We start from the raw sequence: 24,863 nt of genomic DNA on the forward strand, positions 1-24,863 counted from the left end.
TGTGAGGGAAGAGAATGATAGACTTTGAATTACAGAACCACAGGCCCCTTCGGGAAATCGTGTACGAACAGCTGAAGCGGCAGATCCTGACGGGACGTATCGCGCCGGGCACCCGGATGATGGAGGTGGAGCTGGCGGAGGAAATGGGAGTCAGCCGGACGCCGGTCCGGGAGGCGACCCGTAAGCTGGAGAAGGACGGTCTGGTTGTAATCGAGCCGCGGCGCGGCGCGTATGTATCGGACATTTCGGTGAAGGATATGGTGGACACGCTGGTGGTTCGCGAGTCGCTGGAGGGTCTGGCGGCGGCGCTCGCCTCTCAGCGCATCACCCGGGAGGAGCTGGACAGACTGGATGCCATGACGACGGAATACAGCGATGCCATTGCTGCCGGAGATATGGAGAAGATCATCCATGAGGACGAGGGTTTTCATCGGACGATTGTTGAGATGTCGGGGAACAAAACCTTGAGCAGTCTCTTTGAGATCATCCAGGAACTGGCGCTGCGCTTCCGGTATCTGTATTACGATGATTTCACCCGGTACGAGAATATGCCGACCGAGCATATGAATATCGTTGAGGCGATTCGCGGAGGCGATCCCGAGAACGCCAGAGAGGTGTCCGACAAGCATGTCAAGAAGCTGAAGGATTTCGTCATCAACGAGGGGAAAGACGCTTTCCAGGAGCACAGTAAACGGTAAACTCCTGTTGTGAACCGGATAAGCCAACGCCTTATACTAACAAAAACCGAAAAATGAAGAGACCGCCTTCGGCAGCGGTCTCTTTTATATATATGACACGGTGCTCCACGGCAGCAGGTTTCGGCGACAGCCGAATCCCGGAGCACGGTTGCCGGCTTAATTGCTGGCGGAGGTCAGCCTGACGCTGACAGTATGTTTCTTACCGTCGCGCACGATCGTAATCTTCGCCTTGTCTCCGGGCGAATGTTTTTTGAGTGCGCTCTTCAGAGCGGTCAGACTGGACACAGACGTCCCGTCCACGGCCGCGATGCGGTCGCCGGACTCCAGGCCTGCGGACCGCGCATAAGCGCTGGTGACGGAGGAGATGTATACCCCCGCCGCATCATAGCCTGAGCTTTTCGCTTCGCTTTCAGAAAGCTCCGTTACCGTGACGCCGATGGCCGCGTCTCCGGATGTGCTGGAACTGTTTGAACTGCCGGAGCTGGTGCTCTTTCCTGTCTTGATAATCTGTTTTGCGATTTTCGCCGCCTTGTTGATGGGGATAGCAAACCCCAGTCCTTCCACATCCGAGCCGGAGGACTTCGCCACGACGATGCCCACCAGATTGCCGGAGGAGTTGAAGAGCGCTCCGCCGGAATTGCCCGGGTTGATGGAGGCGTCTGTCTGCAGCAGATTCAGCTTTTTTCCGTCAATCGTCAGATTCCGGTTCAGTGCGCTGATGATGCCGGTTGTGGCTGTGTTGCTCAGCTCGCCCAGCGGATTTCCGATCGCTACGACCTGGTCGCCCACCTGAAGCTTGGAACTGTTCCCGTAGGTGGCGGCGGACAGCCCCGTTGCCCGTATCTTCAGTACGGCGATGTCGTTGTCAGAATCGGTTCCGACGACAGTTGCCGTATAGGTTTTTTTGTTCTTCAGCGTGACAGTAACCTTGCTCGCACCCTCGATGACGTGGTTGCAGGTTATGATGTAGCCGTTGGACTGAATGATGACGCCGCTGCCGGCTCCCTTTGTGACATAATTCTGCGCCCACGCGTCTGTGGACATGGATTCTGTCGTGATGGACACTACGCTGTCGCTGGTCTTGGAGATGATGCTCTTGTAGGAGAGTGACTCCGTCGACGAGGACAAAGTGTAGTTCGTCGCCTGATTTGCCCCTGTTGCAAAATGATTGTCGTACAGCGCGATGCCTCCGACAGTGAGGAGGGAGGTGACCAGCATGGCCAGAATCAGGATGAGGACAAAGGCTTTTCTGGTAATCTGCATCGGCTGTGCAGCCTTCTTCTGCCCGCCTCCCGGCGGAACAGTGTAGCCGTAGTTGTATCCGCTGCCGTTTCCGCCGCCGTCGAATCCGCCGCCGTATCCGTAGGCTGTGTCGTTCCCGCCTGCTTCGGTGCTCCCGTAGGCCGCGGCGTTTCCTCCGGTTTCAGTGTACCCGTAAGCCGATGAGTTTTCGGCTGTGTTTCCTGCTGTGTCGTTCCAGTCCGTCCATCCGGAACTGCCCGCGGAATCGGTGTCCGGCCCGGAATCACCGATGCTCACGCTGCCTGCCGTATTTTCGACGGATGAGCCGAAGGCGCCGGCTCCCGTATCGGAGCCGGTCTCCTTAACACCGATGGGACCGGCATTTGTGCCGGAAAAAGGATCCGGCGCCTCGGACGGAGCTGCGCCGGCCCGGTCGGCGTCCCCGCTGTATTTTGTGCCTGCCGCGTCGGTCGTGTCTGCTGCGCCGGCCCGGTCGGCGTCTCCGTTATACTTTGTGCCTGAAGCTCCGGCGGAGACGGCATCCGAATCATGCTTTGTGCCGGAAGAGAAAGCGTCCGCTCCGGAATCCGTATTACCGGGGGACTGTGACGGTCCGTCCTGCCGGGGAAGGGTCTCCTCCGGGGACCTTCTGAATTTATAGTCATCCCATTTGTCCATATATGTATACCTCCATGAATTAAACGACAGTGAGATATCTGTGGATATTGCTGATGGTATTATACCACCCGATGGCTAAATTATGGGTCCGGTTCGTGTTTTTTATGTGTGCAAACCGTCAATGTTATGGTAAAATAAGTTGTTAAAGCAGCGTTATGACAGTGAGGTATCGAAATGAAAGAGATCATGCTGAAAATCGTCGGAAAGCAGTATTCCGGCGATGAAGCGGAGGAGCAGATGGAGTTTGTCACCGAGGGACAGCTCTATGAAAGAAACGGCGCCACCTATCTGATCTATGAGGAAAGTGAGTTTTCGGGATTTCCGGGCTGTAAGACCAGCCTGCGGCTGAAGGACGATTCCGTGAGGATGAAACGGATCGGCCGGGGCGCGGGATACGGCATGGAAATGGAATTCCGGAAGGGGCAGCGGTTTTTCGGCAAGTATGAGACGCCCTACGGCACCATGGACATGGAGGTTCTGACGAACCGCGTGGAGAACAATCTCTCTCCGGAGGGACTCGGCGATATCAGTGTGGACTACCATGTGAGCCTGGAGGGGATGGCGGAAGGCCGTAACGAGCTGCATATAGAAGTAAACGAAGCAAACAGTGGCAAATAGAGTTCTGGAGGAAAGATGAAGATCGGGTTCAGCGCAGAGAAGTATATTGAAGAACAGTCAAAATATATCCGTGAGAGAATCAGTCACGCCAGCGGCGAGCGGCTGTATCTGGAATTCGGCGGCAAGCTGGTGCATGACAAGCACGCGGCCAGAGTGCTGCCGGGCTTCGATGAAAACGCCAAGGTCAAGCTGCTGCAGCGGCTGAAGGACGAGGCGGAGATCATCATCTGCATCTACGCCGGCGATATCACCACCAGCAAGACACGTCATGATTTCGGGATTACCTACGATCTGGAGGTTCTTCGGCTGATCGACAATTTCCGCCGGTATGATCTGCAGATCAACAGCGTGGTGGTCACCCGGTATGAGGACGCGCCGGCGGTGAACATGTTCATCAACAAGCTGGAGCGCAGGGGGATCCGCACGTATAAGCATTTTTTCACAAAGGGTTATCCCACCGACGTGGATACGATCGTCAGCGACGAGGGCTACGGTGCCAACTCATACATTGAGGTGACAAAGCCTCTCGTGGTGGTTACCGGTCCGGGAGGAGGCAGCGGCAAGCTGGCCACATGTCTTTCCCAGCTCTACCACGATTACCGCCGCGGCATCCGGGCGAATTACGCCAAGTTCGAGACGTTCCCCATCTGGAATCTGCCGCTGAAGCATCCGGTGAACATCGCCTATGAGGCGGCGACCGCAGATCTGAAGGACGTGAATCAGATCGATTCCTATCATCTGGAGGCCTACGGCGTGCCCGCGGTAAATTACAACCGGGACATGGAGGTTTTCCCCGTCGTCCGCCGGATTATTGAGAAGATTACCGGAGAAGCTCTGTACCAGTCGCCGACGGATATGGGCGTTAACCGCGCAGGCTTCGGAATCACCGACGATGAGGTATGCCGCGAGGCGGCCTGTCAGGAGATAATCCGCAGATACCTTATTGCGAAGGTGGATTATAAAAAAGGAAAGATCTCCGAGAGTTCGCTGGAACGTTCGGAGCTGCTGATGAAAGAAGTCGGTATGGAGGTTGAGGACCGGCCCGTGGTGCTGCCGGCCCGGGAATACGCGGAGCAGAAACGGGAGTGCGATTCCCGGTACGAGAATGTTGTGGTCATGGCGATGGAGATGCCGGACGGGAAAATCATCACCGGAAGAAGCTCCCGCAGGATGGTTGCCGCAGCTGCGGTGCTCCTGAACAGCATCAAGTATCTGGCCGGACTGCCGGACGGAATGCTCCTGATTACCAAGCAGGTGTTTGACGCGATGCAGAAGATGAAGGATGAGGTGCTCCGGTCGGATCGTTCCTCTCTGACCTGCGAAGAGGTTCTGATCGCACTGACCGTGTCCGGAACGCAGAATCCGGCCGCGGAATACGCTGCCCGCAAGCTGGCAGAGCTGCGCGGCTGCAAGGCGCACTGCACCGCGATTCTGAGCGACCAGGATGAGCAGGTGCTCCAGTCGCTGGGCATCGATGTGACCTGCGATCCGGAGTATGTCACGACGAACCTCTATACGAACTGATGTACGGATATGAAGAGTAAAGCTGAACAGGCAATTGAAAGAATTTCAGAGATCCGCTATCCGCTGATCCTGCAGGGCTGCTGTATAGGCGTCCTTACGGGGATCGTCGTGTCGTTTTTCCGGCGGATCCTGATTGCTGCAGAGTCCCTGAGGGACTCTGTTTTGCGTGAGGCCGCCGGGGGAGCGGCGGAATCGGCGGGAATGTCGGGCGTGCCGGATATGCAGCCGCCCGGGACGGCGATAATGCAGCATCCCCGGATGGCGGTGCTTCTGCTGCTGGTTCTGGCGGGATGCTTTCTGGGCACCTGGCTCTGCGTGCGTCTGGTTCCGCTGTGCGCCGGCTCGGGAATCCCCCAGGTGGCGGGAGAACTGAGGGGACGGGTGTTCCAGCCGTGGTGGAAGGTGATTCCGGCCAAGATTATCGGCGGCACACTGGCTATTGGCGCGGGGCTTTCCCTTGGAAGAGAGGGACCCAGCATCCAGCTCGGGGCCATGGTGGGCAAGGGCTTTTCCTCGCTCATCGACCGCCTGGCTACGGAGGAGAAACTGCTGATGACCTGCGGTGCGGCGGCGGGGCTGTCCTGCGCCTTCAGTGCTCCGCTGGCCGGAGCAGTGTTTGCGCTGGAGGGCCTGCACAAAAACTTTTCCACTGACGTGCTCCTGGGGAGCATGGCGGCGTCCATCGCCTCAGACTTCGTGGCGTTCTATGTCTTCGGACTGACGCCGGTCTTCGACCTGAGCATCCGTCAGGCGCTGCCCCTGTCGCTGTACTGGACTCTGGCGGTGCTGGGCGTGCTGCTGGGCTTCTTCGGCATGATCTACGGAAAATGCATCGCGTTTACTCAGGATCTCTACGATTTAATCCCGTCGAAGGCAGGGCGTCTGGCGGTGCCATTTTTGCTGCTGATTCCCCTGGGTCTCTGGTACCCTCTTGCGATGGGAGGAGGATACCGGCTTGTAACGCAGGTGGCGGATGAGAAATTTGTTCTGTCGGCTCTGGCACTGCTTCTGGTGATGAAGTTCTGCTATTCGATTCTGAGCTTCAGCGCCGGAGCACCGGGCGGGATATTCATGCCGCTGCTGGTCATCGGCGGAGTCGCAGGAGGTCTGTACTTCACAGCGGTGACGCAGATCCTCGATATTCCGCAGTATTATATCGACAACTTTGTCATCTACGGAATGGTGGGATACTTCGCCGGAATTGTCCGGTCGCCGGTCACCGGCGTAATCCTGATTACGGAGATGGTCGGAGATTTCACCAATTTCCTCGCACTGAGCGTGGTGGCGCTGGTGGCGTACATTACGGCGGATCTCCTGGGGAGCGTGCCGATTTATCAGCAGCTTCTGGAAAGGATGCTCCGCGGAGATCCGGACTGCGGCATGACGGACCGTCTGCGCAGGAACAAGGTGCTGATTGAAAGCGACGTCTATATTTCCAGCGTCATGGACGGACGAAAGCTGAAGGAGATGAAGCTGCCCCGGGGCTGCCTGGTGGTCTCAGTACTCAGGGGACCGGAGGAGCTGGTGCCCGGAGGAGATACGGAGCTGAAGGGCGGAGACAGGCTGACAATTCTGTGCAGCCAGGGAAGAATGGATGAGGCGGACCGCGTTCTGAAGAAGCTGTGCCGCACGGAAAGGATACGATAATGGGAATCAGAGCAGATAACAGCAGAGCGGGTGATGAGGCGGAAATCCGTCTGTGGAGAGAGAAGAGCGGAAAGGCGCTTGACGAGCTCTGGAAACGATCCTGGATCCGGAAGGGAATCAGTCCCGGAGAGGGGCGCCTGAAGGAGCTGGAGCTGCAGCTCAGCGAGTTTGCGGAGCGCTGCGACATGATTGTACTCGCGGCGGAGGGGAGCATGGCCGCCATGCTCCGCGGAATGCTCCGGGCGCTGCCGCGGAACGGACGGAAGAAGCTCGCGGTTTTCAGCGGGACGCTTTCGGCCTGCTCGTACCGGCGGCTGTTCCGGGAAATGGAGAAATACAGCTGCGGCATGGTCGCCTTCTCCTGCGGGGAAGAGACGACGGCTCAGCGGACGGCCTTCGCGGCGGTGCGGAAGTTCCTGCAGGATCGGTACGGGACCGGGGAGGCGGAGCATCGCATCCGGATCGTGCTGAGCGGCGGCTCCCGGTATCTGGCGGAGGAGGCGTCTGCCGGCGGACATGAGATTCATCTGCTGGAGGAGGACGTCCGGGAGGCGGAGGCTTCAGGAACAGATGCGATGCTAGTCCCCGCGATTCTGGCAGGCGTGGACGTTTCGGCGTTTACAGACGGCTTCCGGCGCATGCTGGCCAGCACGTGGTGGGATCGGGACGCGGATCTTTACAGTCTTTATCTGGCGCGCTGCGGCGCTGAGGATGTTGTGTACTGGCAGGAGGAGCTGGCGGGCGCGGCGGAATGGCTCGCCGCCCTGCACAAAGCTGCGGGGATTGACGCGAGAGCGGTGTTCATGCCCCGGGAGGGGGATGCGCTCCGGGGGGACGTGTTTTGTACGCAGATCTTCTGTGAGGGAGAGGACGCCGACATCATGCTCCCGCCGTTTCCCGGCGCGGATCCGGACGGCTCACTGAACGAGATGGCGAGATCGTCGATGAGGACTTTGTGGAAGGAAAGGACAGGAACACTGATTACCCTGGACGCAATGACGCCCGGGGACTACGGGGAACTGCTCTGCTATCTTCAGATTTCCTGCGGAATAACCGAGTTTATTTTACAGAATTAGGGTTTACATTAGTTTGGAATGTGTTATAATTTAATTGCGACATAAAGTTAATTTTTTAACAGATTCGCCCAGTAAATATGTGTGATTAACACAAATATAGGAGGTTTTCTGAAATGAAAAAAATTGGTGTATTAGGAACGGGCACCATGGGTGCCGGAATCGTACAGGTACTGGCTCAGAACGGATATGAAGTGGTAATGAGAGCCAGACATCAGGAATCCATTGACAAGGGCATGGCCAAGGTTGAGAAGAACCTGTCCAAGCTGGTTAAAAAGGAAAAGATTTCCGAGGAGGATAAAGCTGCGGCTCTCGGCAGAATCAGCGGTTCCACAGAACTGAGCATCATCGCTGACGTCGATCTGGTAATCGAGGCTTCTACAGAGAATATGGAAGCGAAGAAGGCTCTGCTGAAAGAGGTTGACGAGCTGACCAAGCCTGAATGCATCATCGCGTCCAACACTTCCTCGCTGTCAATCACCGATATCGCAATGTCCACAAGCAAACCGGACAAGGTTGTCGGAATGCACTTCTTCAATCCTGTTCCGGCCATGAAGCTGGTTGAGATTATCAACGGACTTCTGACCTCCGAAGAGACCAACAAGACGGTTACAGAACTGTCCGAGGCTCTGGGCAAGACGCCGGTTCAGGTTAAGGAAGCGCCGGGATTCGTCGTCAACAGAATCCTGATTCCGATGATCAACGAGGCGATCGGAATCCTCAATGAAGGAATCGCATCCGCAGAAGACATCGACACCGCGATGAAACTGGGCTGCAACCACCCGATGGGACCTCTCGCTCTGGGCGATCTGATCGGTCTGGACGTCTGCCTGGCCATCATGGAAGTGCTGTACACGCAGTTCGGCGATCCCAAGTACCGTCCGAACATCCTGCTCCGCCAGATGGTAGCGGCAGGCAAGCTGGGCATGAAGACCGGATCCGGATTCTTCGATTACAGCAGATAAGAGTAGCTGAATAAGCAGATTTTACAGAGCTGTCGCTATGCGGCGGCTCTTTTTTATACAAAGAAAAATCTCCGCGGAGTGTGCCGCGGGGATGGGATCTGTGCAGCCGGAGCGGATGTCCTCATGGCGGGGAGTCCGCCGCATTCGGGTGTGTCCGCGTTCTACCTCGCATCCGGCGCCATCGTCATCTATTGCAGATGCATATACACGGAGGAGCGGAAGACCGTCCCGTCGGCATCGAACCGGGCGTCGCCGCTGTACATCCGGGCGATGCCCCGAATGGAGGAGAGCCCGATGCCCACCTCGCCGTTGTCCCGTTTGCCGGAACGGAACAGCTCGCCGGAGCGTTCCGCCTTCCCGTCGTAGCTGTTGTCCATCACGATGGTGAGGGTATTGAGATGACAGATGCTGTTCAGCGTGACGAAGCGTCTGCCGGTCTCCATGCGTTCACAGGCCTCCAGCGCGTTTTCCAGCAGGTTTCCGAACACCGCGCAGAGATCCACATCCTGAATCTGCATCGCCGTATCGTCCGCGGCAATCGCCAGATGCGCTTCGAACTCGATTCCCTGCTGTTCACAGGCCGATGCGTAGTAGGAGACAATCGCGTTAATCATCGGATTGTCGCAGTATGTGCGAACCGTCGAAGGGATGTGATCGACGAGGGAATCGATATAGCGGATCAGCTTCGCTGTATTGTTTTGTTCAGCGAGGGACTTTATCGCGATCAGGCTCTGACGCATGTCGTGACGCAGCGCCCGTGTCTTCCGCTCGTTCTCCATGATGAGCAGGGAGTGTTTCTTTTGTTCCCTGGCCTCGATGGTCATCATCCGCATATCCGTCTCCATCTTCTTCCTCTGCCGGCTGGTCATATAGAAATAACGGACGCTGAGGAAGCCGGAGTACAGGATGAATATCGTCATGCCCGCTTCAAAGAGCAGCGCATTCTGCCAGAGGAGGCGCAGATAGTAGTTCAGCGCTTCCAGCGTGGCGGAGGTGAAGAGAATCAGCAGTGAGAAGACGATGTGGAGAGAGTTGCTGTCCCGTTTTCTGCAGTATTCCCGGAGGCTGTGGAACAAAATATAAAGGAACCCTGTCGGGATGAGTATATGAAAGAACTTGATGCTCTGATACAGAGGAACGGTTCCGGTGAGCTGCAGCGTCAGAGATACGATGGGTGCGGCCGCGGCGAGGCAGTCCAGAGGAACGATGAGCCTGGCCCGTGTCAGGTCGAGGATGCACCGCAGGAAGCGGATGAACGGGATCAGCAGGCATTCCAGCCCCATGAAATCCAGAATATACAGCAGGGCCGGCTTGTCGAAGAGCAGGAGGGTCAGATTGTTCTCGCCGAGCTCCCAGATTCCGGCACAGAGGGAGAAGAGTCCGAGCCAGAAGACGGCGCGGATGTCTGATTCCCTGCGAAGCGCGGAGGCGGTGACGAGCATGACACTGACGCCGATGAAGATCTGCAGCAGGGCCAGCGCGAACGGAAACTGTCGGTCCTGACGCAGCACCGAGGTTACGGGACCGACCTTCCCGATTATCGGGGCGTGCAGCGCGATGTAGTCCCGGCCCTCCGGAGAGAGGTATGTAAGGGTGATCGTCCGTTCCCCGGCGTCGCTCGGCAGAGCCACAAAACGCACCTCCGTCGCGGGATCGCGCATAAAGGACGGGTAGTAGCTCAGGTCGCCCAGCTGCGCCAGAGTCCGGCCGTTGAGGGAAACCGTGAGCGGGCAGTAGACGGTCTTTACGTACAGCATATCCCGCGCCTCTGCGCGTTTCGGCACCTGAAAGGTTACAGTCACCTGCGTCCGGGCTTTTTTTGTCCGGATCGTGCACGGAAGCTGCATGTCCTTTGTCTTCCCGTTCACCGTAATCGTCACGCGGCTGATAACCGCCGCTTCCTTTTTCGGATATGACTCGAAGTCACGCTGGGGAGCCAGCGTGAGAATGATGCTCAGCAGGATCAGGAACAGAAGAACAGCCCGCAGTGCGGCGGAGACTGTCCGTATATTATTGCGGTTCAGACGGATTTTTTCTTGCTTTGCTGAAGAGGTGATTTTCATAGCGTTTCCTGACTTTCGGATAGATTTCCCTGCGAACAGGGACGTTCGTGCCGTTCTTCATGACGAGACACCGGAGCTCCGGGTTGACGGAGCGGATGAAATCCATATTCACACAGAAGCTTTTGTGGGTGCGGCAGAAAAGGTCATCGTCCAGCTGCAGCATCATGTCGGCGATTTTGCCGTAGACCAGAACAGATCGCCCGTCGCTGCACACGATGCTGACCTGGTGACGCTGCTGCTCCAGATACTGGATGTCCCGGAAGGGCACACGGATGGTTTCGTGATTTTTCTGTGCGTAAAGAGAAGGCGTGTTGATCTTCAACGTGCGGGCGAGATTCAGGATCTTTTCGATTTCCTCCGGCTCATACGGCTTTTCGATATAGCCGATGGCAGAGAGCCGGTAACTGTCCAGCGCGAAGTCCAGACTGGACGTGATAAACGCAACCGGAACGCCGGGATCCTTCTCACGGATTTTCGCGACGGCGTCGATTCCGTTTATGCCTTCCATATAGATATCCATGAGAATCAGATCATATGTATTCGCCGAGAATTTCTCCAGCAGATCCTCTCCCCGGCTGAAGAATACCGCCGTGACCGGCGGCGCCTGGATTTTCCGCAGTATTTCTTTCAGCCTTTTCTGTTCTTCCTCCTGGTCATCGCACACCGCGATCTTCAAAGCTTCCATTCAAAACCTTTCTTTATCTTCCTGATTTGATTTCTGACATCACTATCTTAAACGATGAGAAAAGACTTCGTCAATGAGATTTAAAAAAATCGGGCTTTTCCGGAGAGGACACGGCTCCGGAAGGATTTCTTCCATGCATTGTAATTGCTCTGTGAGCAGAAAACATATGCTTTGTCAAGTACGAATTATGTCAACGAAAATGGCATTTTTCGTTATTTTCATGCGGGTAAAAAAATAATAAAATCAGGTAAAAGAACTCCCGCAGCGATATGCGGAAAAGGAGAAACCGATCCTGCCCGCAGGTTTTGTGGCGGGAAAGAGGTTTTGGTACCGCATTTTCGGTCATTGGTTCCGAAACTATTGAAAATAAAAAGTCGACCGAGTAAGATAAAGAAAAAAATTACCGAATTATCCGCTTTGCCGCGCTCTCTGGTTCAGGGTGCGGATTCGGTTGAAAAAGGGCGGAGATGCGGGCTGCTGCAGACCGGCGAACTCACAGCTCACCAGCCTGCGGAATTAATATGAGCCACAGAACGAACTCCGGCAGCGCGCCGGGGATTCTGTGATATATATCGTTATTATTACCCGTTAATCGTTTTCACACATGAAAGAGAGGAGACATTCTATGAAAGCGTTGAAAACAGCCGGCAAACAGGCAGGAGTTGCTATCCTGGCCGTCATGCTGGCAATCTCGATGCTGACGATCATGCTGCCGCAGACCACATATGCGAACACAGCTCCGAAGCAGCCGGTCGCAAGCATCAACGGACAATCTGGCACTAATGTCAGTTTTGTTTACAGCGGGAAGACAAAGAAGGTGAGCTGGGATTCCGGCTCATACGAGAACGACCCGTCGATAAGTTATACTAAGAAAGGGGACACGACCGTTACGGACGAGCAGCCCACAGATGTAGGCAGCTATACCCTGAGACTGCATTTCCCGTCTGACCCGCTGGGAACGGTGACTTATGATGCGGTAACCGTGACGCAGGATTTCACAATCACGCAGGATACCAACACCGTGAGCGGACTGACCATGGCGGACTTCACATACGGAAATACGCCGGGCAAACCGTCGGCATCCTCCAAGTATGAGTCCGGCGCGATCACCTATGCATATTATGAGGATGCGGCCTGCACAGTTCCGGTCGCGATTTCCTCCACGACCGCCGCGGGAACCTACTATGTCAGGGCGACGTCAAAGGGCACCGATAACTACAAGAGCGACTCCGCGACAGCGTCCTTCAGGATCCTGAAAAAGAGCGCCGTGTCAGTTCCGGGAACGGTAACAAAGGATTACACCGGAGCGGAGATCACCGGTCTTACGGACAGTGACGCCTATACAGTCGCGAATGCGGTCCACACTGACGCCGGCACCTACGACATCACCCTGACTCTGAAATCAGGATATACATGGGAAGACGGATCCACCGATCCCAAGACCGTGAAATTCACCATCAACAAGAAGAAGGTGGCTGTGCCGACCGTCGCTTCCAAGGAATACAACGGCGAGGCGCAGAAGGCGGACATCGCGGATACCGCTGAATACGCCGTCACCACGAACAACGGCGGAAAAGACGGCGGATCCTATGATGTGGTTCTGACGCTGAAGGATACGAACAATTACGTCTGGGCCAACGGAGACACCAAGACGACCACCGTCAAGTTCATCATCACCAGGACAGAGAACTACTGGATCGAAGGTCTGCAGATCCAGAGCTGGAGAGTCGGTGAAACCGCACAGGAACCCACCGCCAAGGCGAAGTGGGGAACCGTTCAGTACAAGTATTACGATGAGAACGGCAGCGCCATCGCCAAATCAGAGGTCAGCGCGGCGGGAACCTACTATGTCGAGGCTTATGTAGAAGCGACCGACAGCCTCAAGGCGCTCACCTCCGGCAAAGTCAAGTTCCAGGTTTACGACAAGAAGACCGGCGTGGTTCTTCCGGCAGCAGCCGACAAGGCGTACACCGGTGAGAAGCAGACCTCCGGACTCAAGGCAACCAAGGATTATACCATCGTCAGCGACGAAGGCGGCACAGATGTCGGTACCTATACCGTCACTCTGCGCCTGAGCGATCGTGCCAACTGTACATGGGCGGACGGAACCAGCGAGGACAAAGAAATCTCCTGGAAGATCACCAAGGCGAAGAACAGCTGGGATACCGCTCTCAGCATGGCAGACTGGACCTATGGCGACAAAGCCTCTTCACCGGCCGCAGAACCGCATTTCGGTAGAGTCAGTGAATATAAATATTACGAGAAGGACGGCAACAGCTATACCCGGATTTCCAAACCGAAGAATGCCGGCACCTACTATGTCAAGGCATTTGTAAACGGTACGGACAATTATGAGGCTCTGGAGTCCGGATATGTCAAGTTCAATATCGAAAGACAGGCCGTCAAGGTTCCGACTCTGAAGTCCAAGGTCTACAACGCCAAGGCGCAGACGCCGGACATCGATTCCGAGCTGTACGGGCTGTACGACTATGAAGCGGTGACAGGCGCGGGTACCTATACCGTGAAGCTGAAGCTGAAGGATTCCGCGAACTATCGCTGGTACGGCGGCAAAGGCAGCATCGCGACCACAGAATTCAAGATCACCAAGGGTGAGAACGAGTTCACAAAGGCTCTGAGCATCGAGGGCTGGGCGTACGGCAAAACGCCGAACGAGCCGAGCGCCGAGGCGAAATGGGGCAAGGTGGAATACCACTACTACACAGACAAAGCCTGCACCAATGAAATCGATATCGATGAGGAAACAGGCGCAGGAACATATTATGTGAAGGCAGTCGTTCCGGGGAACGGCAATTACGATGAGATCTCGACTTCAGTGTCCTTCAAGATTGCTAAAGCCAAGGTCGAAATTCCGACCCTGAAAGACCTCACATACACGGGCAAGGCACAGAAGGCAGACATTCCGAAGAGCCCGTACTACAACGAGGTTCCCTCCAAGAACGAGGAGCACGTCAATGTTGGAACCTATACCGCTTACATCGAGCTGACGGAAACCGACAACTTCACATGGGCGGACGGCACTCTGACGAAGCAGCATGAGCTTGAGTACAAGATCGTTCAGGCGAAGAACGAATGGACGGAAGAACTCAAGGCTACGAGCAAGAATTGTGACGGAGATCCGGCGGAAGTGACTGCAAAGGCGAAATTCGGCGATGTCGAGTACACCTACTATGACAGCGATCTGAAGAAGCTGGACAGCGCTCCGACCAGACCGGGCAAATATTTTGTGGAGGCTTCTGTCGCAGGAACCGATAACTACACCGGTCTGAAATCCGACAAGGTATCCTTCCGGATCACTCAGGCCGACAACGAGTGGACCGGCGAACTGAAGGCGGAGAGCAAGGATTACGACGGAGATCCGGCTGAGGTAAGCGCGGCTGCAAAGTACGGAACGGTCACATACAAGTACTATGACACCGATATGAACGAGCTTGACCAGGCTCCGACCAAACCGGGCGCCTACTACGTCAAGGCGATCGTCGAGGAGACCGACAACTATAAGGGGCTGGAATCCAAGACTGTGAAGTTCACGATTAAGAAACTCGTTGTGGACATTCCGGCTTACACGAAGGCCTCCAAGTACAACGGAAAGCTGCAGACCGCGGAGATTCCGGAGTCCGGGCTTTACGAGGTCGTTGAGAACAAGGGCGGAATCGACGCCGGTGAATACAAGGTTGTTCTGAAGCTCAAGGATCCTTCCATCTATGCGTGGAATGACGGCGATCAGGACGGCGACGGAACGATTACGCTGCCTTATCTCATCACAAAGGATGATAATGAGTGGACAAAGGATTTGTCCATCGACAACTGGACATACGGAAAAACTGCGAAGAAGCCGGTCGCCGAGGCGAAATACGGAGACGTCGTCTACACGTATTACAGCAGCAGCAAGAAGCAGCTCAGCGCCGCTCCGACCATGCCGGGCACTTACTACGTCAAAGCGACGGTAACCGGCACCGAGGGCTTCAGCAAGCTGGCTTCCGGATACGTGCAGTTCAAGATTTACAAGCCGGCGCTTGTTCTGAAGGCTGCGCCGCGCACAAAGACGACGGAGACTCTGAAATGGAGCAAGCTGACCAAGATTGACGGCTACATGGTTTACTATGCGAAGTGCGGACGCGACATGAAGTGTTACAAGACCTACAGCAAGTCCCGCACCAGCACGGTGATGAGAAGCCTGAAGAAGAATACGGCGTATAAGTACAAAGTCAAAGCGTACAAGGTTGTTAACGGCAAGAAGGTTATCGTTGCTTCCGCGAGCGTTGCCCACGCGCTTACAGGCGGATACAGCAAGAAGTACACTGATGCGAAATCCATCTCTGTACCGGACAAGTATGTCAACCTCTCTGTTGGTGAAAGCTACAAGGTCAAGGTCAAGGTGACCAAGCTCAAGAAGGGCCGCAGCCTCCTGGACTACGACCATGACATGTACGTCAGATTCAGCTCTTCGGATTCGTCCATCGCATACGTGGCGGCTGACGGTACGATAAAGGGCAAGCAGGCGGGAACCTGCAGAATCAATGCTACAGCTTTGAACGGTATGACCGCGGTTGTATATGTTACAGTCGTGAAGTAAACCGTTTGAATAAAGTCATAACACACAACCTTCAACTCACCGCGTCCGCTCCTCTGTCCCCCGACACGAACAGGACGCGGTGAACCAGAGGGCAGCGCAGAAGCTGCCGCGGAAAACCTGCCGCACGAAGCATACGAAGTCAGTGAAACTGATTCCCGACGCTCCGTGCGGCAGGTTTCTTATTGTTAAAAAGGAAGGCGCCGGCTCTGCCGGCCGCCCGTTAAATTTTGTACGCGCAGAAGACTCCGGCAACCGGCCTGCAGCCCGCGGGACGCCGACCGCCTCCGGGGCTCGACGGGCTTGACGATTCTCCACGACGCACCTATAATCAAAGCAGAAAAAAGAGCCGGGGCGGTTCGTCCTGTCCGGCTTATTAAAGGAGATGATTGTATGAATAAAATGCCTGTAGTGTTCTCCGGGCACGGAGATCCGATGATTGCCCTCCGCAGGGATGCACTGACGGAGGAAATGGGTCATACAGGGGATCGTATTCTGAAGGAGCACGGCCGGCCGCAGGCGATACTGTCCGTTTCCGCGCACTGGTACACGAGGGGAACCTTCGTGCAGACTGCCGAAAATCCAAGGCAGATTTACGATATGTATGGTTTTCCGGAGGAGCTGTATCAGGTCCGTTATCCCGTATCCGGATGTGAAAAGCTGTCTGACCGGGTGCGGGCGTTGCTCGGCAGCAGGGTCGCGGCGAATGACGAATGGGGAATCGATCACGGCACCTGGTCGGTTCTGGTTCATATGTTCCCGAAGGCGGATATTCCTGTGGTGCAGCTTTCAGTGGACAGTACGGGAACCGCTGCGGACGCGCTGGAAATCGGGAGAAAGCTTGCCGTGCTGCGGGAAGAGGGTTATCTGATTTTCGGAAGCGGAAACGTGGTTCACAACCTTCGCCTGGTCGACTGGGACAATCCCGGCGGAACCGGGCAGGCGGAGGCCTTTAACCGATATATCGCAGACGCGGTTCTGACAGGGGAAACCGACAAGGTCGTGAATTATGAGTCCGGTCCGGAAGCGGCGTATGCGGTTCCGACGCCGGAGCATTTTCTTCCGCTGATATACTGCCTCGGCGCGGCGGACGGCGACAGCGCCCGGATATTCAATAATGTCTGCAGCCTCGGCTCCATGGCGATGACAGGCTTTGTGTTCGGAGAGAGATAAAGTTTTGTGACTGCGAGGAGAATTGGACGATGAATATAACAGATAAACTGAAGCAGTGCATGGATGAAAACGATATCGACCTATACGGAATCGCGGATGTAGAGCTGATGAATGAGAAAGCGAGGCCGGGGCGCAGGCCCGAGGATATGTTCCCGTCAGCCAGGGCTGTCATCATAATCGGAGTAGGCCTGCCGGACACATTTCTCCGGGGATGGGTGAGGAACGGCCGGAGCGGGAAATTCTATTCCACCGCGCTGTTGGAGCTGGATCGAAGAGTTCTGCTTGTGAAACGTTTTCTGCGGCAGCAGGGGTATCACACCTTTGGGGGACAAAGCTATGGCGGAGGTCTTTTTTCTACCGGCGTCCGCTTTGGCGATGCTGCCGCCAGCTGCGGCATGGGCTACATCGGAAAGAGCAACGCACTGATAACGCCTAAATACGGACCCAGAATCAATATGATCTATCTGGCTACGGACGCACCTCTGGAGCCGACAACGCCGGCCGGAGCTGAAACTGCTGCAGAGGACAGGAGCCCCGCTGACATCGATACGGTGACGGAGAAAGGCGAAGCCTCGCCGGATCCAAATGCGGCGGCAGTGTCCGGCTGCGGCGACTGCACCGCCTGTCAGAAAATCTGCATGAGCGGAGCAATCCTGGGAGACGGCTTTTTTCATGCGCGTCAGTGTGAGGCGATGATTAACGCCCGCCCAAACCAGCAGTATTACAGTGAATTTGTCAGCAGGGACTGCGACCTGTGCCTGGCTGTCTGCCCCAAAGGCGAGCTTAACTGGCGGAAAGAACCGGGCGGTCCGCTGAAGTGGGAGGGAACAAAATGAAGAAAGACTGGAAATCTCCAAGAAGCAGGGAGCAGGTGACCGCGCAGATTCCGGAGGAGTACCAGCGCCGGGACGCTGAAACGCAGAACCGGCGGGAGCTGACATTTCTTCTTCAGGAAGCGGCCTTCTCAGACCATATTCCGATTTACTGCGCGATAGATCTGACGCGTCTTTCCGATGAAGAGAGGGCGATGTTCGACGGCTTCCGCTTCACACCGCGCGGCGCTGTTGTACTCGGACAGACGATTCGTGATATGTTTCTTTATGCGGAGCAGGACATCCCCGGGAACAAAGGTTTCCGACCGGTGACTGCCGCTCAGCTTATTGCTGAGAACTACCTGATGGAGTATCGGGAGAAGCTGGAAATACAGGGTTATCAGACGGAAATCATCGCACCGGAAGCGATACCTGATCCGACGCTCTCCGCGATGCTGGCCGCCAGCCACAAAGGCTATGCGGGCAGGAACGGGCGGTTCCTGGCCGGCGCTTACGGGTGCCGTGTCAGCGCCGGTATAATCGTGACAGACGCTCCGCTGATGGGAGGCGATTACCGTTTCCCGGATGTGGATCCGGCGGACAGTCCGTGCCGAAGCTGCAGAAAATGTATCGACGCATGCCCCGCAGGGGCCCTCACCGGGACTTCCTTTGTACGCGAAAAATGCGTAAATTACCGGAACGACCCGGCGCATTACAGCAGCCCCGGGACCCACACCCGCCTGAAATGCATGGCCTGCATGACCGCCTGCCCCGCAGAATAGGAGGAAGAAAAACTTCTGGGAAAGGGAGCGGAGATCCTGTATTTCAGTTGTGCCCACTGATCGTCCTCTTCGCACCCCTGAATATCACAGACAAGCAGTTTCTGCCGATCAGGTGTTTCTCGTGAAATTCGACGGCGAACACACCGGATTGTGATAGCGAAAATCATAACCGGATTCAGGCGGAATCTGCGTCCCGGTTTCAAAGCTACCTGGGTTCTCGGCAGCATTAGCCGCATTTTGCGTATTTTTTCAGAAACAGTTTGATGAATAGCTTGGAATTTATTCATCTGATTTATCTAAATTTGCCCAGCCATAACGCATTATAGAAATAAGCATTGATGCTTCACTTACAATTTCATCAAGGATTCCGGCCCAAGATCCGACAATAACATTATATATAATCCAAAGAGGAGAATTTATAAGCATATTTACAAGCCTGATTTTCTGAGCATTATGCGTATAACCTCCAATCGTGGCAGCTATGTTCGCAATAACCGGTAGCATAGAAATCCAGCCATTCCATGTAAAGCGGAGTGCAACGCACTGCATAAAACAGATAAAAACACACATAGCTTTTTTGTGAGCGAATTTCCAGTTGCTCCCAAGACAAAAAGATCTAAATACATTGATGATATAACTAATTCCGCCGGTATATGCTCCAAGTAAAATTAAATGAATCGTATAAAGGACATATGAGAACAGTTGCGTGCGAAATAAATTCTTGTTATTTCTACATTGGAAAGAAAAGAAGAATAATATAGTTCCACAAAAACCTATTATCTGAACAAAAATGAATTTATCTAACACCATTTCCGAGCCCTCCTGCAAATTACGATTGAGATTTCACATGTTCAAAAGAATTTAAGAACTGCTATATTTTCATCACAAATATTTTTACTCACCTACGCTCATTCCTCTTATTTAGTGTCTGCTCATTAAGTTTCCGTCGAACTTAATGGGCGCTGACGACAGCTTATCAACATCGCCGCGGCGTACAATCCAATGGGCGGGTGCGCCGGCAGACACTAATTGATGCTTGTGCTCAGGGATTCGGTCGTTCCCGAATCCCACTGCTGCAAGGTTTTCGGATGAAACGTTTGAAAACCTTGCAGCAGGTTACCGAATATGCTCCCTGCATTATTGATATTTCAAGCATATTCGATAGCTGAGCACGCATTATTTAGTATCCAAACTTTTCTTTAAGCCCGTCCTGTAAAACCTTTGACAAGCTCACATGCTTTTCTTCGGCTTCTTCCGCAAGCCATGCCGGTATGGATAACGTCTTCTTAACGGCTTTTGTATTGCGACGGTACTTGTTTACATCGACACTTACATAGTTCGCAAAGCCATCAGAGACAGTTAAGTTTGAAATATCGGTTGCTGGTGGAAGTTCCTTGCCATTTTCGACAAGATCGGCCAGATACAAACCTAATGCCTCTGTTGCCATTTCCATAGTTTCCTCAAGTGTAGCTCCACAGGATTGGCAGCCTGCGAGATCGGGAAATTCTACCCAAAAGCCATCTTCTCTGTGAAATATAGCGGGATATACCTTTAACATAATCTATTCTCCTTTCGTGGAGAGAACTATTTAAGCCCTCTCCGTTTCATTATTGCATTTAATAAACCTTTTGGAATGCCCGTGTTATGAACGGGAATTGTTTCAGTTTCATTGCTCTTTTTCATAATGTAGTGGTTGCCGTGGATTCTGTCGATTTCCCAGTCATTACGTTGAAGAAGTTTTACAAGTTCTTTTCCCTTCATTTCGACTCCCTTACAAATCTATTATAATACGTAAATTACGTAATGTCGATAATAAATACGTAAATTATGTAAAGACATATGTGCCGATGACCACCCATGCTAGAGCCTCCCTTGACACCTGTAATAATTTATGTGTAAAATAAGGCGGGTGGTTTAACATCTGCCCGCCTGCTTGAATAGCTTATTTAGGTTTAATGGTTATTACGAGTTTGTCGACAATTTCGCTAGCCAATGCCTTTTCAAGAAGTTTAAGCAGGTCTTTTCTTTAAAAGTGCGTTGCTAACGACGGATTGTGAACAAATATAAAAGGGTACGACGCAGGGTACGACACCTTTATACACACTTTTCCTCACTTTTTCGCTGATTTATGTAAGATATTACCACAGAACACATAAAACAAAGCCTTGCATGGACGTTGAAATTTCAGCATTTGCAAGGCTTTTAAGAATGGTGCCCCAGAGGCGATTCGAACACCCGACGCACGGTTTAGGAAACCGACGCTCTATCCCCTGAGCTACTGAGGCTTAACAACATTTATAATACCATTCTTCAGGCTGTTTTTCAAGGGCGGAATCAATGACGACGGTAAAATTGTAGAAGCTATAGAGATGTGGATTCGCGGTCGCAGGGAGTCATCTCCCGCGCCAGCCCCGGCAAGTTCATCAACTTGCGCCGGTACATGTATTTCCTGTCGGCCTCGTGCGTCTGACGGCGTGAATTACGCGCCGCCCGCCGACCCGGCACATTGTCCCTGCTGTCCGGCAATTCTCGCGCCGACCCCGCCGATATTTTTCAGAACTTTAACTTTGTGCCCGTCGGAGATTTTACAGAAATCCGTTATCATGAGTGCAGAGGAAAGTTGGTGACAAGAAAGGAGATGACGAATGAGTAAGATGAGGAAGGCGTCGGCTCTGATGCTGGCGGCCATGATGTCTGTGACTGTTTTACCGGCGCAGGCGGCGTTTGCGGACACGTCCGCAGAGGCTCAAGGCTTTGACAACGGCAAGGGAGTGAATCTGACGAAGATCGGCTCCTGTGTTTCGGGAATTTCAGACAAGGACGGCGGCGTAGCTGAGATAGTTGCATACGACAAAGACAACAACAACGCGTGGGTGGTCAACGGCGCTACGGGAAAGCTGGATATCCTGAGCATGGGGAATGTGACCGGAGCCAGGTCTGATGCGATGACCGCAACGTCCATCGACATCAGCGGGAAGGCGGCGCAGGCCGAGAGCACGTTCACCTATGGAGACATGACCTCTGTTGCGGTAAGTACAAAGGACGATCTGGTGGCGGTGGCGCTGCAGGACAAATCGTATGACAAGCGCGGGTATATCGCGTTCCTGAGGAAAAACGGAGACTTCCTAGGAATGGTTCCGGCGGGATTCCAGCCGGATATGGTGACCTTCACGCCGGATGGCAATACTGTGCTGGCGGCAAATGAGGGAGAGCCGAGAAACGGAATCGGCAGCGGAATCACCGATCCGAAGGGTTCCGTGTCTGTGATTCGTGTCAACCATGAAAACCCTGCGGCAAGCGAATCCGAGGATGCTGACTTCACAGCTTTTGACAGTAAGAGAGACGAGCTGGTGCAGCAGAATATCATTCTGAGCAAGGGCACCGCCCCTTCCGAAGATCTGGAGCCGGAATACATTGCGGCGAGCAACACCAGGGCCTATGTCACTCTGCAGGAGGCCAATGCAGTCGCGGTGCTGAATCTTGAAACCGGAAGCTATGACGGTGTGTATTCCCTGGGATATAAGGATCTGAGCAAGGAAAGCAACGCCATCGATGTTCTTGAGGACGACAAATACGAGGCCGCCGTCTATCCGGATGCGGTCGGTGCGTACATGCCGGACGGCATTGCAGCCTGGGAATCCGGCGGGCAGCAGTACATCGCGACGGCTAATGAAGGAGACGCCAGAGAATGGGGAGATTATACGAATGAAGATAAGGTGACCATTACTTCCGCAGCCGGAACCGAGGCGAAGAAAGTTCGCGCGATTAAGGCGGATGTTACCGATGGACTTCCTGAAGGGAAAACAGTTTTGTTCGGCGGCCGGTCCTTCTCGATATACAAAGTTGAGGACAGCGGTCTGAAGCAGGTTTATGACAGCGGAAATGAATTCGAGAAGAAGACAGCAGAGACTCTGGCTTCCTACTTCAACTGCTCCAATGACGATAACCTCATCGACAGCCGTTCCCGCAAGAAGGGACCGGAGGCCGAAAACGTAACCATTGGAACTGTGAACGGAAAAACCTATGCGTTCATCGGCCTGGAGCGGATCGGCGGCATTATGGCTTACGACGTGACAAATCCGGAGAAGGCGCAGTACAGTAATTACATCAACAGCCGTGATTTCAGCGAGGATCCGGCGAAGCTGGGCGAGGGCGTCGAATCCCTGAAGGGAGACGTCGCGCCGGAAGGACTTGCCTTTGTGAGCGCATCGGATTCACCGTCCAAAACCCCGATTCTGCTGAGTGCATTCGAGGTAAGCGGCACCGTGGCGGCGTATGCCGTAGGAGAGCTGCCGAAAGCGCAGACCGCTCCCGCAGTGAAGAAAAGCGTCATGTCGTTCCGTACTCTGAAGGCGGCTTCGGTGAAGCAGACAGCGACCAGCGTGAAGCTTTCCTGGGAAAAGGTGAGCGGGGCGGAGAAGTATACTGTCTACGCTTCCGAATACGGCAAAACGAAAAAGCTGGAGAAGCTGACGACAACGTCAGGGACCGGTCTCACAGTGAAGCAAATCACATCCGGGAAGCTGAAGAAGGGTAAATATTACAGATTCGTTGTAATCGCAACAGACGGCGAGGGAAAGGCGATTGCGAAATCCAGACCCGTCTATGCGTCGACAAAGGGCGGCCGTTACACGAACGTCAGCAAGGTGAACATCCAGAGCCGCACGAAGGCCAAGACGGCCCTGAAAAAGCTGAAAGCCGGAAAATCCTACACGATTAAGGCCCGGCAGACCAAAGCGTCCTCCAGACTGACGCTGAAGAACTGCCGCGGAATCAAATACGAGACTTCCAACAGCAAGATTGCTGCTGTCAGCAGCAGGGGAAAGATCACCGGTAAGAGCAAGGGCGTGTGCTACATCTACGCATATGCACAGAACGGAGTGTATACAAGGCTTAAAGTAACCGTTCGCTGAACCAGGCACAAACTTCAGCCGGTTCGATTCAGCGCGCAAATGCGACGCGCTGAAAAACCTCAAAGCTTCTGCCGTCTGTCGATGTACAGACGGTGGATTTTTTTATGAGATATGTCTTTCTGTTTCCTTTGTCATGGTATATTATAGGGGATGGAGGTAGGAAATGAAATACAATTTTGATGAGATTATCGATCGGAGCAACACAAATGCGCTGAACACCGACGGATGGCGGAGCTACATTTTCGGCGCAGATAAGGACAGAAAATTCCCTTATGAGGATGACGAGTTCGTTCGCATGTGGGTGGCGGATATGGAATTCGCAACGGCGCCACCGATCCTCGACGCGATTCGGAACCGGCTGGACAGGCGGATTCTCGGGTACACCGGACTTACCACGGACGATTACAGCGATGCTTTGTCCGCCTGGTGCCGCGACCGCTATGGATGGGACTTCCCCCGGGAGCAGCTCGTGATTACGGGAGGCGTGATCCCCGCGCTTTATCAGGCCATCGAGGATCTGACCGAGCCGGGGGACAAAGTCCTGACCCTGACCCCGTCCTACGGTTTTTTCGCTCACGCCGCCGACTACAACCAAACAGAGCTGGTTGTGTCTGCGCTTCACAATGAAGACGGGTATTATTCCATTGACTACAGAGATCTGGCCCGCAAAGCGGCGGATCCGGCGGTGAAGGTGCTGATTTTCTGCAATCCCCATAATCCGACGGGGCGAGTCTGGAATGAGGATGAGTTGCGACGTCTGGCTGATATTATTGTTTCCAATGATTTATGGGTGATTTCTGACGAGATTCACTGCGACCTCGTCCGCACCGGGATTACGCACATTCCGCTGGGGAAAATCATGCCGGATTATCCGAGACTGATTACCTGCATGTCTGCCAGTAAAACCTTCAATATGGCGGGGATGCTGTTTGCCAACGCGATTATCCGGGATGACCGAGAGCGCCGGAAATTCCGTTCCAGAAACAAGCTTGCCGGGAACCTCAATCCGCTGTCACTTGCCGCACATAAGGCGGCGTATGAAGAGGGAGGCGAGTGGCTCCGCCAGCTGAAGGAATATCTGGACGAGAACTTCCGGTTTGTAAAGGAATATTTTAACAGTGAACTTCCGGAGGCGGTCTGCGGAATCCCCGAGTCAACTTATCTTGACTGGGTGGATCTTCGTCCCTGTTTCCGGAACGTTCAGGGCGGTTTCGACGGTACGAACCTGCCGCTGTTCTTCGCGGAAAATGCCGGCATCCTGCTGGAAGGCGGAGACCGGTTGTTTGTAGGCAGCGCAGAAGGCTTCGTCCGACTGAATCTCGCAATGCCCCGGAGTATTGTCGCTGCCGGTGTACAGCGCATGGTCGGCGCAATAAAGCGCAGATAGGCTGCGGGGCAC

19 protein-coding genes and 1 tRNA gene are annotated in these 24,863 nt (G+C 54.2%); 13 read left to right on the forward strand and 7 right to left on the reverse strand.

What is annotated here, in order from left to right; genetic code table 11:
- Positions 1-14: 14 nt before the first annotated feature.
- Complete coding sequence (locus BHK98_RS09490) at positions 15-698, forward strand: GntR family transcriptional regulator (protein WP_075713713.1); 684 nt, start codon at positions 15-17, stop codon at positions 696-698.
- A 156-nt stretch (positions 699-854) separates the two neighbouring features.
- Here the strand turns inward: BHK98_RS09490 and BHK98_RS09495 are convergent, their stop codons facing one another.
- Positions 855-2,618 (reverse strand): S1C family serine protease, encoded by a 1,764-nt coding sequence (locus BHK98_RS09495; RefSeq protein WP_075713715.1) that lies wholly within the window; start codon positions 2,616-2,618, stop codon positions 855-857.
- Between the two features lie 174 nt (positions 2,619-2,792).
- On the opposite strand from BHK98_RS09495, the gene BHK98_RS09500 reads away from it, so the two are divergent.
- The 5 genes from BHK98_RS09500 (at position 2,793) to BHK98_RS09520 (ending at position 8,445) form a co-directional block, all read left to right on the forward strand.
- Positions 2,793-3,236 carry a YwiB family protein gene (locus tag BHK98_RS09500; protein WP_075713717.1) on the forward strand — a complete coding sequence of 148 codons (444 nt, stop codon included), beginning with the start codon at positions 2,793-2,795 and terminating at the stop codon, positions 3,234-3,236.
- Positions 3,237-3,251: 15 nt separating this feature from the next.
- A complete protein-coding gene (locus BHK98_RS09505) occupies positions 3,252-4,760 on the forward strand; it encodes a DUF1846 domain-containing protein (protein WP_075713719.1) in 1,509 nt (502 codons plus the stop codon).
- A gap of 9 nt (positions 4,761-4,769) precedes the next feature.
- Positions 4,770-6,407 carry a ClC family H(+)/Cl(-) exchange transporter gene (locus BHK98_RS09510; RefSeq protein ID WP_075713721.1) on the forward strand — a complete coding sequence of 546 codons (1,638 nt, stop codon included), beginning with the start codon at positions 4,770-4,772 and terminating at the stop codon, positions 6,405-6,407.
- The gene (locus BHK98_RS09515) at positions 6,407-7,483 is read left to right on the forward strand and encodes a hypothetical protein (protein WP_075713723.1); all 1,077 of its coding nucleotides are present in this window, start codon (positions 6,407-6,409) and stop codon (positions 7,481-7,483) included. The genes BHK98_RS09510 and BHK98_RS09515 overlap by 1 nt, the downstream gene beginning before the upstream one ends.
- A gap of 113 nt (positions 7,484-7,596) precedes the next feature.
- Positions 7,597-8,445, forward strand: a complete 849-nt coding sequence (locus BHK98_RS09520; protein ID WP_075713725.1) for a 3-hydroxybutyryl-CoA dehydrogenase — start codon at positions 7,597-7,599, stop codon at positions 8,443-8,445.
- A gap of 188 nt (positions 8,446-8,633) precedes the next feature.
- Here BHK98_RS09520 and BHK98_RS09525 read toward each other — a convergent pair whose 3' ends face one another.
- Both BHK98_RS09525 and BHK98_RS09530 read right to left on the reverse strand, forming a co-directional pair.
- Positions 8,634-10,508, reverse strand: a complete 1,875-nt coding sequence (locus BHK98_RS09525) for a GHKL domain-containing protein (RefSeq protein WP_075713727.1) — start codon at positions 10,506-10,508, stop codon at positions 8,634-8,636.
- A complete protein-coding gene (locus BHK98_RS09530) occupies positions 10,456-11,193 on the reverse strand; it encodes a LytR/AlgR family response regulator transcription factor (RefSeq protein WP_075713729.1) in 738 nt (245 codons plus the stop codon). The genes BHK98_RS09525 and BHK98_RS09530 overlap by 53 nt, the downstream gene beginning before the upstream one ends.
- Positions 11,194-11,364: 171 nt before the next feature.
- On the opposite strand from BHK98_RS09530, the gene BHK98_RS13380 reads away from it, so the two are divergent.
- The 5 genes from BHK98_RS13380 (at position 11,365) to BHK98_RS09555 (ending at position 18,551) form a co-directional block, all read left to right on the forward strand.
- Positions 11,365-11,718, forward strand: a complete 354-nt coding sequence (locus tag BHK98_RS13380; RefSeq protein ID WP_143404579.1) for a hypothetical protein — start codon at positions 11,365-11,367, stop codon at positions 11,716-11,718.
- A gap of 100 nt (positions 11,719-11,818) precedes the next feature.
- Positions 11,819-15,787 carry an Ig-like domain-containing protein gene (locus BHK98_RS09535; RefSeq protein WP_075713731.1) on the forward strand — a complete coding sequence of 1,323 codons (3,969 nt, stop codon included), beginning with the start codon at positions 11,819-11,821 and terminating at the stop codon, positions 15,785-15,787.
- A gap of 390 nt (positions 15,788-16,177) precedes the next feature.
- Entirely contained in the window at positions 16,178-16,957 is a 780-nt protein-coding gene (gene ygiD / locus BHK98_RS09545; protein ID WP_075713735.1) for a 4,5-DOPA-extradiol-dioxygenase, read from the forward strand.
- A 29-nt stretch (positions 16,958-16,986) separates the two neighbouring features.
- Entirely contained in the window at positions 16,987-17,793 is an 807-nt protein-coding gene (locus tag BHK98_RS09550; protein ID WP_075713737.1) for an epoxyqueuosine reductase, read from the forward strand.
- Positions 17,790-18,551, forward strand: a complete 762-nt coding sequence (locus tag BHK98_RS09555) for a 4Fe-4S double cluster binding domain-containing protein (RefSeq protein WP_075713739.1) — start codon at positions 17,790-17,792, stop codon at positions 18,549-18,551. The genes BHK98_RS09550 and BHK98_RS09555 overlap by 4 nt, the downstream gene beginning before the upstream one ends.
- Before the next feature lie 279 nt (positions 18,552-18,830).
- Here the strand turns inward: BHK98_RS09555 and BHK98_RS09560 are convergent, their stop codons facing one another.
- From BHK98_RS09560 to BHK98_RS09575, 4 genes are all read right to left on the reverse strand, one after another.
- Positions 18,831-19,361 carry a YgjV family protein gene (locus BHK98_RS09560; protein WP_075713741.1) on the reverse strand — a complete coding sequence of 177 codons (531 nt, stop codon included), beginning with the start codon at positions 19,359-19,361 and terminating at the stop codon, positions 18,831-18,833.
- A 370-nt stretch (positions 19,362-19,731) separates the two neighbouring features.
- Complete coding sequence (locus tag BHK98_RS09565; protein WP_075713743.1) at positions 19,732-20,109, reverse strand: type II toxin-antitoxin system HicB family antitoxin; 378 nt, start codon at positions 20,107-20,109, stop codon at positions 19,732-19,734.
- 26 nt (positions 20,110-20,135) lie between these two features.
- A complete protein-coding gene (locus BHK98_RS09570; RefSeq protein ID WP_075713745.1) occupies positions 20,136-20,312 on the reverse strand; it encodes a type II toxin-antitoxin system HicA family toxin in 177 nt (58 codons plus the stop codon).
- 448 nt (positions 20,313-20,760) lie between these two features.
- Positions 20,761-20,836 (reverse strand) — tRNA-Arg (locus tag BHK98_RS09575).
- 360 nt (positions 20,837-21,196) lie between these two features.
- On the opposite strand from BHK98_RS09575, the gene BHK98_RS09580 reads away from it, so the two are divergent.
- Together BHK98_RS09580 and BHK98_RS09585 are read left to right on the forward strand one after the other, a co-directional pair.
- On the forward strand, positions 21,197-23,464 hold the full coding sequence (locus BHK98_RS09580; protein ID WP_075713747.1) for a choice-of-anchor I family protein: 2,268 nt from the start codon (positions 21,197-21,199) through the stop codon (positions 23,462-23,464).
- A gap of 163 nt (positions 23,465-23,627) precedes the next feature.
- Complete coding sequence (locus BHK98_RS09585; protein WP_075713749.1) at positions 23,628-24,851, forward strand: MalY/PatB family protein; 1,224 nt, start codon at positions 23,628-23,630, stop codon at positions 24,849-24,851.
- Positions 24,852-24,863: the final 12 nt, after the last annotated feature.

Origin of the sequence: Hornefia porci, assembly GCF_001940235.1 — a bacterium.
GTDB classification, from domain to species: Bacteria; Bacillota; Clostridia; order Peptostreptococcales; family Anaerovoracaceae; genus Aminicella; species Aminicella porci.